This window comes from Kribbella sp. NPDC051586, assembly GCF_044453965.1.
Taxonomy (GTDB): domain Bacteria; phylum Actinomycetota; class Actinomycetes; order Propionibacteriales; family Kribbellaceae; genus Kribbella.
Window position 1 is genome coordinate 296,345 of sequence record NZ_JBITDF010000001.1, and the last position, 13,177, is coordinate 309,521.

Annotated in this window: 14 protein-coding genes and 1 tRNA gene; 6 read left to right on the plus strand and 9 right to left on the minus strand. The window is 68.6% G+C overall.

The features are described 5' to 3' along the window. Nucleotides 1-17: 17 nt before the first annotated feature. Both ACIA58_RS01495 and ACIA58_RS01500 read right to left on the minus strand, forming a co-directional pair. A complete protein-coding gene (locus ACIA58_RS01495) occupies nucleotides 18-662 on the minus strand; it encodes a response regulator (protein WP_396403291.1) in 645 nt (214 codons plus the stop codon). 1 nt (nucleotide 663) lies between these two features. After that, nucleotides 664-1,941: a sensor histidine kinase gene (locus ACIA58_RS01500; RefSeq protein ID WP_396401627.1), complete on the minus strand. Its 1,278-nt coding sequence runs from the start codon at nucleotides 1,939-1,941 to the stop codon at nucleotides 664-666. A 166-nt stretch (nucleotides 1,942-2,107) separates the two neighbouring features. Between ACIA58_RS01500 and ACIA58_RS01505 the strand changes: the two genes are divergently transcribed. Beyond that, nucleotides 2,108-2,650 carry a hypothetical protein gene (locus ACIA58_RS01505; RefSeq protein WP_396401628.1) on the plus strand — a complete coding sequence of 181 codons (543 nt, stop codon included), beginning with the start codon at nucleotides 2,108-2,110 and terminating at the stop codon, nucleotides 2,648-2,650. On the opposite strand, the gene ACIA58_RS01510 is transcribed toward ACIA58_RS01505, so the two are convergent. Continuing rightward, nucleotides 2,637-3,758 (minus strand): hypothetical protein, encoded by a 1,122-nt coding sequence (locus tag ACIA58_RS01510; RefSeq protein WP_396401629.1) that lies wholly within the window; start codon nucleotides 3,756-3,758, stop codon nucleotides 2,637-2,639. The genes ACIA58_RS01505 and ACIA58_RS01510 overlap by 14 nt on opposite strands. Nucleotides 3,759-3,986: 228 nt before the next feature. Here ACIA58_RS01510 and ACIA58_RS01515 point away from each other — a divergent pair, with 228 nt between their 5' ends. After that, nucleotides 3,987-5,027, plus strand: a complete 1,041-nt coding sequence (locus tag ACIA58_RS01515) for an alpha-hydroxy-acid oxidizing protein (protein ID WP_396401630.1) — start codon at nucleotides 3,987-3,989, stop codon at nucleotides 5,025-5,027. A gap of 87 nt (nucleotides 5,028-5,114) precedes the next feature. Here ACIA58_RS01515 and rplA read toward each other — a convergent pair whose 3' ends face one another. The 5 genes from rplA to ACIA58_RS01540 all read right to left on the minus strand — a co-directional run bounded on the left by rplA (nucleotide 5,115) and on the right by ACIA58_RS01540 (nucleotide 7,955). Then, nucleotides 5,115-5,837, minus strand: coding sequence for a 50S ribosomal protein L1 (gene rplA, locus ACIA58_RS01520; protein WP_396401631.1), 723 nt, complete (start codon nucleotides 5,835-5,837; stop codon nucleotides 5,115-5,117). 80 nt (nucleotides 5,838-5,917) lie between these two features. Next, complete coding sequence (rplK, locus tag ACIA58_RS01525; protein ID WP_396401632.1) at nucleotides 5,918-6,349, minus strand: 50S ribosomal protein L11; 432 nt, start codon at nucleotides 6,347-6,349, stop codon at nucleotides 5,918-5,920. Nucleotides 6,350-6,361: 12 nt separating this feature from the next. Beyond that, entirely contained in the window at nucleotides 6,362-7,285 is a 924-nt protein-coding gene (gene nusG / locus ACIA58_RS01530; RefSeq protein WP_396403292.1) for a transcription termination/antitermination protein NusG, read from the minus strand. Between the two features lie 299 nt (nucleotides 7,286-7,584). Beyond that, nucleotides 7,585-7,827: a preprotein translocase subunit SecE gene (gene secE / locus ACIA58_RS01535; RefSeq protein WP_134107100.1), complete on the minus strand. Its 243-nt coding sequence runs from the start codon at nucleotides 7,825-7,827 to the stop codon at nucleotides 7,585-7,587. A gap of 55 nt (nucleotides 7,828-7,882) precedes the next feature. Beyond that, nucleotides 7,883-7,955 (minus strand) — tRNA-Trp (locus ACIA58_RS01540). Nucleotides 7,956-8,308: 353 nt separating this feature from the next. Here ACIA58_RS01540 and ACIA58_RS01545 point away from each other — a divergent pair. The 4 genes from ACIA58_RS01545 (at nucleotide 8,309) to ACIA58_RS01560 (ending at nucleotide 12,598) form a co-directional block, all read left to right on the plus strand. Continuing rightward, complete coding sequence (locus ACIA58_RS01545; protein WP_396401633.1) at nucleotides 8,309-9,493, plus strand: pyridoxal phosphate-dependent aminotransferase; 1,185 nt, start codon at nucleotides 8,309-8,311, stop codon at nucleotides 9,491-9,493. Between the two features lie 67 nt (nucleotides 9,494-9,560). Then, nucleotides 9,561-10,595 carry an adenosine deaminase gene (locus tag ACIA58_RS01550; RefSeq protein WP_396401634.1) on the plus strand — a complete coding sequence of 345 codons (1,035 nt, stop codon included), beginning with the start codon at nucleotides 9,561-9,563 and terminating at the stop codon, nucleotides 10,593-10,595. Next, nucleotides 10,562-11,164 (plus strand): histidine phosphatase family protein, encoded by a 603-nt coding sequence (locus ACIA58_RS01555; RefSeq protein ID WP_396401635.1) that lies wholly within the window; start codon nucleotides 10,562-10,564, stop codon nucleotides 11,162-11,164. Before ACIA58_RS01550 ends, ACIA58_RS01555 begins: the two co-directional genes overlap by 34 nt. 63 nt (nucleotides 11,165-11,227) lie before the next feature. Next, nucleotides 11,228-12,598 carry a TrpB-like pyridoxal phosphate-dependent enzyme gene (locus ACIA58_RS01560; protein WP_396401636.1) on the plus strand — a complete coding sequence of 457 codons (1,371 nt, stop codon included), beginning with the start codon at nucleotides 11,228-11,230 and terminating at the stop codon, nucleotides 12,596-12,598. On the opposite strand, the gene ACIA58_RS01565 is transcribed toward ACIA58_RS01560, so the two are convergent. Continuing rightward, the gene (locus ACIA58_RS01565; protein WP_396401637.1) at nucleotides 12,595-13,098 is read right to left on the minus strand and encodes a hypothetical protein; all 504 of its coding nucleotides are present in this window, start codon (nucleotides 13,096-13,098) and stop codon (nucleotides 12,595-12,597) included. The two genes, ACIA58_RS01560 and ACIA58_RS01565, sit on opposite strands and share 4 nt — an antisense overlap. Nucleotides 13,099-13,177 lie beyond the last annotated feature (79 nt).

Consider the following 13,177-nt stretch of genomic DNA (forward strand, 5'->3'; position numbering starts at 1 on the left):
TCGCTGCGCGCTCGTCATCACGTGCCGAGGAACTTGAGGACAGCGAGCACCCGGCGATGCTCCCCGTCGGTCGGCGTGAGGTTGAGCTTCAGGAAGATGTTGCTGATGTGCTTCTCGACGGCGCCCTCACCCACGACCAGCGCCTGCGCGATCCCGCCGTTCGACTTGCCCTCCGCCATCGCCCGGAGAACGTCCTGTTCCCGCGGACTGAGTACAGCCAGTGGATCCACCCGGCGCGAGCGCACCAGCAGCTGCGAGATCACCTCCGGATCCAGCGCCGCGCCACCGTCCGCGACCCGGCGCAGTCCGTCGATGAACTGATCCACATCGGCAACCCGATCCTTCAGCAGGTATCCGACTCCACCCGGATTCCCGCCGATCAGCTCGCTCGCGTACCGCTCCTCGACGTACTGCGACAACACCAGTACGCCGACGTCCGCGTACTGCTCGCGGATCACCAGCGCTGCCCGCAGCCCCTCGTCGGTGAACGTCGGCGGCATCCGTACGTCGACCACGCACACGTCGGGCCGGTGCGCCTCGACAGCCTTCAGCAGCGCGTCGCCGTCCCCGACCGCCGCGACCACCGTGCAGTCCTGCTCCTCCAGCAGCCGCACGATGCCCTCACGCAGCAGCACCGAGTCCTCGGCGATCACCACACGCAGCTCAACCACACGGCACCTCCGCGATCAGCGTGGTCCCGCCGGCGAGCGGACTGTCCACAGTGAGTCGTCCGTCAACACCGGCCACCCGGTCGGCCAGTCCGCGCAACCCGCTCCCCTTCGCCGGATCGGCACCACCCTGCCCGTCGTCACTGACCTCGACCCGCAGTACGTCACCGACCCGCGCCACGTGCACCTCCGCCTGAGCCGCGTCAGCATGTTTGGCGACGTTGGCCAACGCTTCCGTCACCACGAAGTACGCGATCGACTCGATCGTCAGCGACGGCCGCGGGTGTACGTCGACACTCAGCCGGACCGGCACCGGCGACCGGGCCGCGACAGCCGACAACGCCGCGTCCAGACCGCGGTCGCTCAGCACCGGGGGATGCAGACCTCGGGTCAGATCACGGATCTCGGCGATCGCCTGCATCGCCTCGGAGTGCGCCTCCTCGATCAGCGAACGCACCGCGGGCTCCTTGTCCCCCAACCGGTTCTTGGCCCGCCCGAGTGTCATCGCCAGCGACACGAGCCGCTGCTGCGCACCGTCGTGCAGGTCACGCTCCATCCGCCGCCGCTCGGCCTCGACCGAGTCGACCACCTGCTGCCGGCTCGTCACCAGCTGGGAGACGCGCTCCGCCAAGGCGCCGGTCTCGGACCGGCCGAGCAGCGACCGCGCGAGCTCCGCATCCAGGGCCGACGCCGCGCGGATCAGCCAGGGCGAGGCGAACAGTAGGAAGATCGCCGCGATGACCGCCACCACCGATGCCTTCGTGACCGAGTCGACCACGAACGGCCCGAGCTGCGCCTGCGACGCGGCGAAGTGCGAGTAGTACGCCGGCAACGCGATCAGCACCGGCGGGATCGACCAGGCGACCACGATCAGCGCGATCCAGATCATTGCTAGCGGCAACAGCAGGACGTAGTACAGGAACTGCCGCCACAGTCCCTGGTCCACCCGCGCCTCCCGCGCGTCCGCGATCCGCGAACCGGTCGGCAGCGGCGGCACCAACGGCCGGATCTGCTGCCCGCGGGTGATCCGCGCCCGGGCCAGCTCCCAGCCGGCCACAGAGTAGACGAACCGGTTTGCGCCGACGGTCAGCGGGATGCCGACGTACGCCAGCGGCCAGGCGACGACGGCGACCGTGACGGTCAGCAGGACCAGCAGGCCGGACGTGAGCACGACCACCGCATCACCGAGCAGATGGATCGTTGCCAACCACAAGTACGGCGAACGCCACAGCCGCCACGGTGCCCGGGGAACCGGACTCGCCACAACCGTCATCCGGACCACCTCCCCGTATCAGCGCCTGCGTGCCGTCACAACCTACGTCGTCGGGACGGGCAGCCGGTATGAGGACATCCCACCGAGCTCACCGGGGGTTATCCCCACCCCGGTTCGTGGGCTGACCGGACTGTGCCGGGCGGGGGCCGCCGGGATGCTCGAAGACATGACGACGACACTCGGTAACAGGCCGTACAAACACCTTCCCCACCCCGCCGCCCCGGTCGCTGACGCCCTGGACGGCAAGCTCGGCGACGCGATCGACGACCGGGTGGCCGACGCCCTCGAGGACTACATCGCCGAGGGCCGGCTGGACGGCCTGATCCGACCACGCCGATCCCCTCAGGGTCTGGCCGCGTTTGTCGCTGCAGGCGTTGCAGCGGTGTTGCTTCCGTGGTGCCTGATCCTCGCGGCCACGCTGCCGAGCACCTACCAGGCTGGCCATTGGAAACTCACCTGGATCGGGCTCGACTGTGGCACCGCGATCGCCGCGGGCCTCACGGCGTACCTGCTGCACAAGCGCAACAGGTACGCCGCTCTGAGCGCGATGGCCGCCGGCACGCTCCTGACGGCCGACGCCTGGTTCGACGTCAGTACTGCGTCGGCCGGCTTCGATCGCACCCTCTCGCTGACCGAGGCGTTGCTGCTGGAGCTGCCCCTGGCCGTGTGCGCGTTCGTGGTCGCGGCCCGCGAGCTCAAGAGGCGATGAGTTCCATCACCGGACCTTCGTGCAGAGCCCGGTACACCTTGTCCCGCAGGGAGTTGGCTTCCGCGTCGGTCAGCGTGCGGTCCACCGGCCTCAGGACCAGCCTGACCAGCAGATTGCGTTGACCCGGGGTCAGCTGGAGGCGTTCACGGGCACCCGTCGGCAAGTCGTCGTACGACGTTTCGCCCAGCACCTCCAGCGACTCCGCCGCATCGGCGTCCGCGCCGAGCGCGGCACGGACCTTGTCACCAAGCACCTCCGCCGACACGTCGGCCTCCGCTCCGACCACGACGGACAGGTCGCGTCGTACCGGCGGCATGGACGAGACCGGCTTGTACGGCGAGAGATCCAGCATCTGGCTCGCTACGCGTGACTCCGTCGATCTGAGCAGGCGGATGTCGCGGATCCCCTTGCGGAGCATGAGGAGCCGGTCGAGACCGGGCCCCATCGCCAGTCCGGTCCAGCTCTCGTCCAGACCGGCCATGCGGAGTACGTGCGGAGCCGCGACCCCGCACTCACCGATCTCGATCCACTGATCGTCCAGCAGTACGTCGATCTGGCGGCCGTGGATCGTGTACGGATGGACCGCCGGCACGGTGCGGTAGGTCTGACCGGGAAGGATCGTGTCGACCAGGCGGGCGATCATCTCCTCCAGCTCCGGCTCGCCCAGCGTCACGTTGCGGCTGATCCGCCACAGATCGAGCTGGTGCGGGGTCCCGGTGTGCTGCCAGTCGACCGAGTCCCGGCGGTAGCAGATGCCCGCGCAGATCATCAGCACATCGGACACGTCCGACTTCGCGAGCTCACGAAGCGCGGGCGGGATCATCGCGGACGTGTGGCTTCGCAGTACCTCGGTCTCCGAGACGTAGCGCGTGTAGCGGGCTTCGCGGGTCACGGCGCCGGTCGCGTAGCCGAGGTTGTCGTAGTTGTCCGCCAGCGGTACCACGGGATGGTCGCGGCGGGTCCAGATCTCGGTGTACGGCCAGGCCGCGCCGAGCGACGTACGGATCGAGTCGACGATCAGCTGGACGGAGTGTGCCCCCTGCGCCGGATCGGTGAGGTCGCGGAGCGCCAGGGCAGCGTTGAGTTCTTCAGCAGTGAGGACAGACATGGGTTTCTCTCCAGGATGACGGTCTCGAACGGGGGTCCACCCCGGTCGGCCGCGGTCACCTCAGGAGAGAGCGCAGCAGCAGCTCACCCCGTCGGCACCGTCGTGCCGGCCGGGGCGCAGAAATCGCCGCCCGTACTGCGTCATGCCGTCAACTGTACCGCCCTCGCACCAGGGGCGCCCTCGAAATTTCATCGCACCACCGACGGGACGAGTGCGACGATGGGCCGCATGCGATGGATCGACACCCTGGAAGCCGCGGCCGCCGAGAAGCTCCCGGAGGCCGTCCACCGGTATTTCCGGCAGGGCTCAGCCGGGGGCGTGAGTGTGGGGGAGGCGACCGCGGCCTGGTCCGCGTACCGGTTCCGCCCGCATGTACTGAACGACGTCTCCAGGATCGACCTGAGGACGACCGTGCTCGGCGTGCCCGTCGACTCGCCGATCCTGGTCTCGCCGTCGACGATGCACCGGATGGCCGATCCGGACGGCGAGCTGGCGATGGCGCGCGGGGTCGGCGCGGCGAAGTCCCTGCTCGGGATCTCCAGCAACGCGGGCACGAAGTTCGCCGAGCTCGGCGCGACCGGGGCCCCGTGGTGGCTGCAGCTCTACATCCTGCGGAACCGCGAGATCACCCATCGGATGCTCGACGCCGCGGTCGAAGCCGGCGCGCGAGCGGTCGTGCTCACCGTCGACACCCCGGTGGTCGGCCGGAAGGAAGACGACGGCGAGACGGTCTGGGACCTGGCGGAACCCGGACAGTTCCTCGCCAACCTGCCTGAAGGCGAGTGGACCGACGAGGACCTCGACAAGGCCGACGACCTGAACCCCGACGTGATCGGCTGGCTGGCCGAGCGCACCGGTCTGCCCGTGGTCGTGAAGGGCGTACTGCGCGGCGACGACGCGAAACGCTGCGCGGACGCCGGCGCCGCCGGGATCATCGTGTCGAACCACGGCGGCCGACAGCTCGACGCCTCGATCCCGACCGCCCAGGCCCTGCCCGAGGTCGCCGAAGCCGTAGCCGGCACCGGAGTCGAGGTGTACGTCGACGGCGGCATCCGCCGCGGCGAACACATCCTCGCCGCCCTCGCCCTGGGCGCCCGAGCAGCCTTCATCGGCCGCCCGGCCCTCTGGGCCCTGACCGCAGGCTCCTCCCCCGCCGTAACCCGCCTCCTGACCGACCTAACCGCAGAACTGGCCCACACCCTCCGTCTAATCGGCCACCCCACCCCGTCCTCCCTAACCCCGGACCTGGTAACCACCCTCACGAACTAACCTCGGAGCGGTGGTACGACGCGGAAGTACGGGAAACAGCAATGCCCCCGGAGATTCCGGGGGCATTGCTGGCGAAGAGGTGAGGCTTCAGGCCTCTACCGAGTCCTCGGAGAGGTTGCGGGACAGGTTGGGGTCAACCTGTACGCCCGGTCCCATCGTGGTCGAGAAGACGGTCTTCTTGATGTAGCGGCCCTTGGAGCTGGCCGGCTTGAGGCGGAGGATCTCGTCGAGCGCGGCGCTGTAGTTCTCCACCAGCTGGGCCTCGTCGAACGACGCCTTGCCGATGATGAAGTGCAGGTTCGCGTGCCGGTCGACCCGGAACTCGATCTTGCCGCCCTTGATGTCGTTCACGGCCTTCACCACGTCCGGCGTAACGGTGCCGGTCTTCGGGTTCGGCATCAGACCACGCGGGCCGAGGACGCGGCCGAGACGGCCGACCTTGCCCATCAGGTCAGGGGTCGCGACGACGGCGTCGAAGTCGAGCCAGCCGTCGGTCACCTTCTTGATCATGTCGTCGTCGCCCACGAAGTCGGCGCCGGCGGCCTTCGCCTGCTCGGCCTTCTCACCGGTGGCGAAGACGAGGACCCGTGCCGTCTTGCCAGTGCCGTGCGGAAGGTTGACGGTGCCGCGCACCATCTGGTCGGCCTTGCGGGGGTCGACCCCGAGACGCATCGCGACGTCCACGGTCGAGTTGAACTTCTTGGTGCCGGCAGACTCCTTGGCCAGCCGGATCGCCTCGAGCGGCGTGTACAGGTGATCGAAGTCGATCTTGTCCGCGGCGGCGCGGTAAGCCTTGCTGCGCTGTGCCATTACTGATGTTCCTCTCTGGGGTGTGGTCTCCCGGGCGGCGCTTCGCCCTGCCACAACTGCGTGATGAAAGTAGGTGCCGGTCAGCCGTCGACGGTGACGCCCATGGAGCGCGCCGTACCCTCGATGATCTTCATGGCAGCGTCGATGTCGCGGGCGTTGAGGTCCGGCATCTTGGTGGTCGCGATCTCGCGGACCTGGTCGCGGGTGATCTTGCCGACCTTGTCGCGCTGCGGAACGGCGGAGCCCTTCTGCAGACCCGCGGCCTTCTTGATCATCTCCGGCGCCGGCGGCGTCTTGGTGATGAAGGTGAAGGAACGGTCTTCGTAGATCGTGATCTCGACCGGTACGACGTTTCCGCGCATGGATTCGGTCTGGGCGTTGTACGCCTTGCAGAACTCCATGATGTTGACGCCGTGCGGACCGAGCGCGGTACCGACCGGCGGCGCCGGCGTCGCGGCACCGGCCTGGAGCTGCACCTTGACCAGGGCAGCGATCTTCTTCTTGGGAGGCATTCTGTCGGGTCCTTAGACTTTCTGGATCTGGTTGAAGCTGAGTTCCACCGGGGTCTCCCGGCCGAAGATCTCCACCAGGGCCTTGATCCGCTGGGCCTCGGCATTGATCTCCGTGACTGTGGCGTGCAGGGTCGCGAACGGCCCGTCGACCACCATGACCGAGTCTCCGACACCGAAGTCGGCGACCTCGACCTTCTTCTTGGCCGCGGTCTTGGCGGGTGCGGCGCCAGCTTCGGCTGCCGCCGCTTCGGCCGCCGCCACGACGGCCGGAGCGAGCATCTTCTCAACCTCTTCAAGGCTGAGCGGGACCGGCTTCTGGCTGTTCCCGACGAAGCCGGTCACCGACGGCGTGTGCCGCACGGTCGACCAGGACTCGTCGGTCAGGTCCATCCGGACCAGCACGTAGCCGGGGAGGACGGTGCGCTTGACCATCCGGCGCTGACCGTTCTTGATCTCGGCGACCTCTTCGGTCGGCACGATGATCTCGAAGATGTAGTCCTCCATGTTCAGGGAGTTGATCCGGTTCTCGAGGTTGCCCTTGACCCGGTTCTCCATCCCTGAGTACGTGTGTACGACGTACCAGTCGCCGATCTGCGAGCGCAGCCGGCTGCGAAGCTCCTCGAGCGGATCGCCCGGCTCCTCCGGCTCGGCCTCTGCGGCGTCGGCCTCCGCAGCGGCGGCGGCTGCTGCCAGCGCCTCGGTGTCGGCGTCGTCGTCCGCGTCGTCGGTCTCGCCGCTGGAGAAGACTACGTCGTCGGCCGCGACGGGCGGCTCGGTGGTCGTCAGCGGCGCGGTCTCGGCGGTCTCCTCGGCCAGTTCCTCGGCGGCGTCCTCGACGTCCTCCTCGGTCACCACCTCGGCGTCCTCGGCCTCGTCGGCGGCAGCGACCACGACGACCGGCTCGTCGTCGGACGTGTCGGCGTCGGCCGGGGGCACCTCCGACTCGTCGTCGGCGGCGTACTCGTTGTCGGACTCTTCGTCGACCACGTCCTCGTCGCTGTCCTCGTCGTCGAGGTCCGCGAACGGGTCGTCATCGTCGTCGTCGTCACCGAACAGGTCATCGTCGGTGGCGTTCTCGTCGAAGTCGACCTCGAGGTCGTCGTCGGAGTCGGATACGTCGAACTCGTCCTCGTTGTCGAGGATCTCGTCGTCGCGCTCGGACACGTCGTACTCCGTCATCTGGATCGGGGTCTGTCTGCTTCGGGTCGGGCCTGCGGTGGGTCGTTCGGCGAACCTCAGCCGAAGATCTTGAACATCGCCCAGCCGAAGGCGAGGTCGAGGACCGAGACGATCGCGATGACGAACACCACGAAGGTCAGCACGACCACGAAGTAGGTGGAGAGCTGCTTGCGGGTCGGCCAGACGACTTTGCGGAGCTCGGCGACCACCTCGCGGTAGAAGCGCACCAGTCCACGGCGCTGCTTGCCTTCCGCAGGCTTGCCGGCGCCGGACGGTGCCGGGGTGCGCGTCTCCGTCACGACCTACCTCTTTCGCTAGCGGCGGCCTGACCGGCCCTGCGCCGGTCAGGATTTGCAGGGCACGAGGGACTTGAACCCCCAACCTTCGGTTTTGGAGACCGATGCTCTGCCAGTTGAGCTAGTGCCCTCTGCAATCCATCCGGACGCCGCGTCGAACCTGATCTCAGGCATGCCGGATCAGGGCCACCAACGCCCGGACTAGAAGAGTGTACGGGGTCTGAGCCACCTGGTCGAACTGAGGCTCCACCCGAACGACCCCTTACCCGGGCGCCGCACCGCGACCAGAACCATACAGCCTCCACCCGGTCCCAACGGACCGCACCCCCCGCGTGTTCCCGGATCCCCAGGCCATCACAATCGGCCCGCCCGGGGCCGTGCCCGCCCGGGCCGATCGCAAACCGCCGGTTGTGATGGCCTGGGGATCCACGTCACCTGGTGATACCGCGCGGCGGGCGGTCGGAGCGGGTGCCAGGATGGCCGCATGGGTTCCAGGATCTCGGCGCGGATCGGCGCCATCAGTGAATCGGCGACGCTGGCGGTCGACGCCAAGGCGAAGGCGCTCAAGGCGGCCGGGCGCCCGGTCATCGGGTTCGGCGCGGGCGAGCCGGACTTCCCGACTCCGGACTACATCGTCGAGGCCGCGGTCGAGGCCGCGCGGGACCCGAAGAACCACCGTTACACCCCGGCCGGCGGCCTGCCGGAGCTCAAGCAGGCGATCGCCGACAAGACGAGGCGCGACTCCGGCTACGAGGTCGAGGCATCGCAGGTCCTGGTCACGAACGGCGGCAAGCACGCGGTGTACAACGCGTTCGCCACGCTCCTCGACCCGGGCGACGAGGTCCTGCTGCCGGCGCCGTACTGGACGACGTACCCGGAGACCATCCGTCTGGCCGGTGGCGTACCGGTCGAGGTGCTCGCGGACGAGTCGCAGAACTACTGCGTCACCGTCGAGCAGCTCGAGGCGGCCCGGACCGGGAAGACCAAGGCGCTGTTGTTCTGCTCGCCGAGCAACCCGACCGGCGCGGTCGACAGCCCCGAGGCGATCGGCCGCTGGGCCCTCGAGCACGACCTGTGGGTGATCACCGACGAGATCTACGAGCACCTCACGTACGGCGACGCGAAGGCGACGTCGATCCCGGTCGCCGTACCGGAGCTGGCCGACAAGACCGTCGTACTGAACGGTGTCGCCAAGACGTACGCGATGACCGGCTGGCGGGTCGGCTGGATGATCGGTCCGAAGGACGTGATCAAGGCCGCGACGAACCTGCAGTCGCACCAGACCTCGAATGTCTGCAACGTCGCCCAGCGGGCCGCGCTCGCCGCCGTCTCCGGTGACCTGAGCGCGGTCGACGAGATGAAGCGGGCGTTCGACCGGCGTCGGCGGACCATGGTCCGGATGCTCAACGACATCCCCGGCGTCGAGTGCCCGGAGCCGACCGGAGCGTTCTACGCGTACCCGTCGGTCAAGGGCGTCCTCGGCAAGGAGATCCACGGTCGTACGCCGACCACGTCCTCCGAGCTCGCCGACCTGATCCTGGATGAGGTCGAGGTGGCGGTGGTGCCGGGTGAGGCGTTCGGCGCGCCGGGGTACCTGCGACTGTCCTATGCGCTCGGCGACGACGACCTGGCCGAGGGCCTCGGCCGGATCGCCAAGCTCCTCGGCTGACCGGATGTCGCCGGCGGATCTGCGGCCGGATTTCGCCGGGCGGGTAGGGCCTCGGTAACCTTCGGTAATGACGCAGCGGGATCTGCGGGTGCTGCCGAAAACACACCTGCATCTGCACTTCTCCGGGTCGATGCGGCATCTGACGCTGGTCGAGCTGGCAGACAAGCACGGGGTCCGGCTGCCGGACGCGTTGCGGACCGATTGGCCGCCGGAGTTGTCGGCGGCGGACGAGCGCGGCTGGTTCCGGTTCCAGCGGTTGTACGACATCGCCCGCTCGGTGCTGCGGACGGAGGACGACGTACGGCGTCTGGTCCGCGAGGCGGCCGAGGACGACCGGGCGGACGGATCGCGCTGGCTGGAGATCCAGGTGGATCCGTCCGGGTACGCGAACCGCTTCCACGGGATCACGGAGTTCACGGACCTGGTGCTGGACGCGGCGCGGGACGCGTCGGAGTCGACGGGGATCGCCGTCCAGGTGATCATCGCCGCGAACCGGACCCGCCATCCGCTGGACGCACGGACGCTGGCCCGGCTGGCATCGCAGTACGTCGGGCGTGGGGTGGTCGGGTTCGGCCTGTCCAACGACGAGCGCCGCGGTACGACGTCGGAGTTCGAGCCGGCCTTCCGCATCGCCCGCCACGCCGGGCTCCTGGCCGCGCCGCACGGCGGTGAGCTGTGCGGTCCCGCCACCGTGCGCACCTGCCTCGACGAGCTGGGCGCGGGCCGCATCGGTCACGGCGTACGGTCCGTCGAGGATCCCGACCTGTTGAAGCGCGTCGTCGACGCCCAGATCGCGCTGGAGGTCTGCCCGGCCTCCAACGTCTCCCTCGGCGTCTACCGCCGCCCCGAGGACGTCCCCCTCCGCGACCTCTACGAGGCCGGCGCCCGCATCGCCCTCGGCGCCGACGACCCTCTCCTCTTCGGCTCCCGCCTAGCCGAACAGTACGAAACCGCCCGCACCGTCCACGGCTTCACCGACCCCGAACTGGCCGATCTCGCCCGCAGCTCGGTCCTCGCCTCCACCGCCCCACCCGAGGTCCAGAAATCCCTCCTGGCCGAAATAGACCAGTGGCTCGGCACCCCCGCAGCCGTCCCGGCCTGACCATCCACCTGGCCCGCCATGGCCAGACCGAGTGGAACGAGACCGGCCGCCGCCAAGGTCGCCTGGACTCACCACTCACCGAGCTCGGCCTGCGTCAGGCCGCTCGGAACGCCGAACTGCTGTTGGCCGAGGGCATCGATGCGGTCTTCGCGAGCCCGCTCGGCCGTGCGCAGCGGACAGCTTCGATCATCGCCTCGAAGCTCAGCCTGACTGTGACGGTGCTCGACGATCTGGCGGAGATCGACCATGGGTTGTGGTCCGGGCTCACGTCGGCTGAGATCGACGCGGGCTGGCCGGGGCAGCGTGTGGTTCGGGAGCGGGACAAGTACGGGTTCCGTTTTCCGGCGGGTGAGAGTTATGCGGACGGCGATGTACGGGCTGGTCGAGCGCTTGCGGAGATCGAGCGGGCCGGCGTACGGCGGCCGTTGGCGGTGTCACACGAGATGATCGGACGGATGCTGCTGCGGCAGCTCGGCGTACCGGATGCGCTCGAGTCCCGGCAGCCGTCCGACGTGGTCTATCGCGTCCGGACCGGCGGCACGGTCGAGCGGTTGACCTGTGCAAATTAAGTGCTGGTCGAGTTCCGGTTCAGGTCATTGCTCGGGGATTGGGGCGGGCCTAACTTTGCTGGCATGACGCCGACGAAGATCCTGCTGCCGGAAGACGAGATGCCGACCCGTTGGTACAACGTGCTTCACGATCTGCCGACGCCACCGCCGCCGGTGCTACATCCGGGGACGGGGCAACCGATCGGGCCGGACGATCTGGCGCCGTTGTTCCCGATGGACCTCATCATGCAAGAGGTCTCACCGGAGCAGTACGTCGATATCCCGGGCGAGGTGCTCGACGTCTACAAGCTGTGGCGACCCAGCCCGTTGTACCGTGCGCATCGGCTGGAGAAGGCGCTCGATACCCCGGCGCGGATCTACTACAAGTACGAAGGGGTCTCGCCGGCGGGATCGCACAAGCCCAACACGGCGGTCCCACAGGCCTACTACAACGCGAAGTCCGGCGTCCGGAAGCTCACCACCGAGACAGGTGCGGGGCAGTGGGGGACGGCCCTCGCGTTCGCCTGCGCGCAGTACGGCTTGGAGTGTGAGGTCTGGCAGGTGCGCGCGTCGTACGACCAGAAGCCGTACCGCCGGACGATGATGCAGGTCTTCGGCGCGACCGTGCACCCGAGTCCATCGGCCCTGACCGAAGCCGGGCGGAAGATCCTTGCCGAGCACCCCGATTCCACCGGTTCACTCGGGATCGCGATCAGCGAGGCGGTCGAGGCCGCGGTCCAGGATCCCGAGGTGCACTACGCGCTCGGCTCCGTGCTCAACCACGTGCTCATGCACCAGACCATCATCGGCGAGGAGGCGCTGATCCAGCTCGCGATGGTCGGCGAGACCGCCGACCTCCTGGTCGGCTGCACCGGCGGCGGGTCGAACTTCGGCGGCCTGGCGTTCCCGTTCCTGCGGGAGAAGTGGGCCGGCCGGATGTCGCCGGTCATCCGCGCAGTCGAGCCCGAGGCCTGCCCGTCGCTGACGCAGGGCACCTATGCGTACGACTTCGGTGACACGCTCGGCATGACGCCGCTGATGAAGATGCACACCCTCGGCCATGACTTCGTCCCCGACCCGATCCACGCCGGTGGCCTGCGGTACCACGGGATGAGCCCGTTGATCAGCCACCTGTACGAGTCGGGCGAGATCGAGGCGGTCGCCAAACCGCAGTCCGAGTGCTTCGCCGCCGGCGTCCAGTTCGCCCGCACCGAAGGGATCGTCCCCGCTCCCGAGCCGACCCACGCTCTCGCCGCCGCCATCGAGGAAGCCCAACGCTGCAAGGAGTCCGGCGAGGAGAAGGTCATCCTCACCGCACTGTGCGGCCACGGCCACCTCGACCTGGCGGCGTACGACGCCTATCTCTCCAACACCATGACCGACCGCAGCTGGGACGACGCCGAGATCCAGTCGGCGGTCGCCGAGGCCCTGACCCGTCTGCCCGCCCTTGGCTAGCGTCCGCCGCGTTTCCACCACGGCTTGGGGCGCTTGGCGACCGCGGTCAGCCAGTCCGGCGGGATGGTCCAGCCGCGGGAGCCGAGCGCCTCGAAGTAGTCGCGCTTGAGGCTGTCCGGAAGCCAGTACGTCGCCTTGTGCCGCCCGGATGCCTCGAAGTACGTCGTTCGCCCGCGTCGGCTCCACACCGTTGCCTGGTTGGAGCTGTACGCGAGCCGTACGTAGTCCCACCGCGCCTGCTCATCGGCCATGTCGAACCCGCGCTCCACAACCCGGCCCTTCCCCCGCGGCGCCCGCTCGAGCTCCTCGATCAGCCCCTGTACGACGGCGCGGTCCTCAGTCATGCCGTCCGGCAGGTGCAACCCCACCGGATCCAGCACCACCGCCCCCAACCACGGCCGAGCCACCTCCAGAAACACCTCGAGCAGCGCAAACCCTTCCTCAGCCCGCCCGAACCGCTCCAACTCAGCACGCAACGTCGTCACAGCTTCCTCAGGCATCCACCAAACCTATCCACCACCCAGGACTCTGCCCCGCACTGCCCACCACCCCGCCGGACAGCAGGTAGCCGGACGGAGG

What these genes read in the sequence shown, in the direction of transcription:
- ACIA58_RS01500 (WP_396401627.1), bottom strand. Translation starts at nt 1,941, where the DNA reads ATGACGGTTGTGGCGAGTCCGGTTCCCCGGGCACCGTGGCGGCTGTGG.
- ACIA58_RS01505 (WP_396401628.1), top strand. Translation starts at nt 2,108, where the DNA reads ATGACGACGACACTCGGTAACAGGCCGTACAAACACCTTCCCCACCCC.
- ACIA58_RS01510 (WP_396401629.1), bottom strand. Translation starts at nt 3,758, where the DNA reads ATGTCTGTCCTCACTGCTGAAGAACTCAACGCTGCCCTGGCGCTCCGC.
- ACIA58_RS01515 (WP_396401630.1), top strand. Translation starts at nt 3,987, where the DNA reads ATGCGATGGATCGACACCCTGGAAGCCGCGGCCGCCGAGAAGCTCCCG.
- rplA (WP_396401631.1), bottom strand. Translation starts at nt 5,837, where the DNA reads ATGGCACAGCGCAGCAAGGCTTACCGCGCCGCCGCGGACAAGATCGAC.
- rplK (WP_396401632.1), bottom strand. Translation starts at nt 6,349, where the DNA reads ATGCCTCCCAAGAAGAAGATCGCTGCCCTGGTCAAGGTGCAGCTCCAG.
- ACIA58_RS01545 (WP_396401633.1), top strand. Translation starts at nt 8,309, where the DNA reads ATGGGTTCCAGGATCTCGGCGCGGATCGGCGCCATCAGTGAATCGGCG.
- ACIA58_RS01550 (WP_396401634.1), top strand. Translation starts at nt 9,561, where the DNA reads ATGACGCAGCGGGATCTGCGGGTGCTGCCGAAAACACACCTGCATCTG.
- ACIA58_RS01560 (WP_396401636.1), top strand. Translation starts at nt 11,228, where the DNA reads ATGACGCCGACGAAGATCCTGCTGCCGGAAGACGAGATGCCGACCCGT.
- ACIA58_RS01565 (WP_396401637.1), bottom strand. Translation starts at nt 13,098, where the DNA reads ATGCCTGAGGAAGCTGTGACGACGTTGCGTGCTGAGTTGGAGCGGTTC.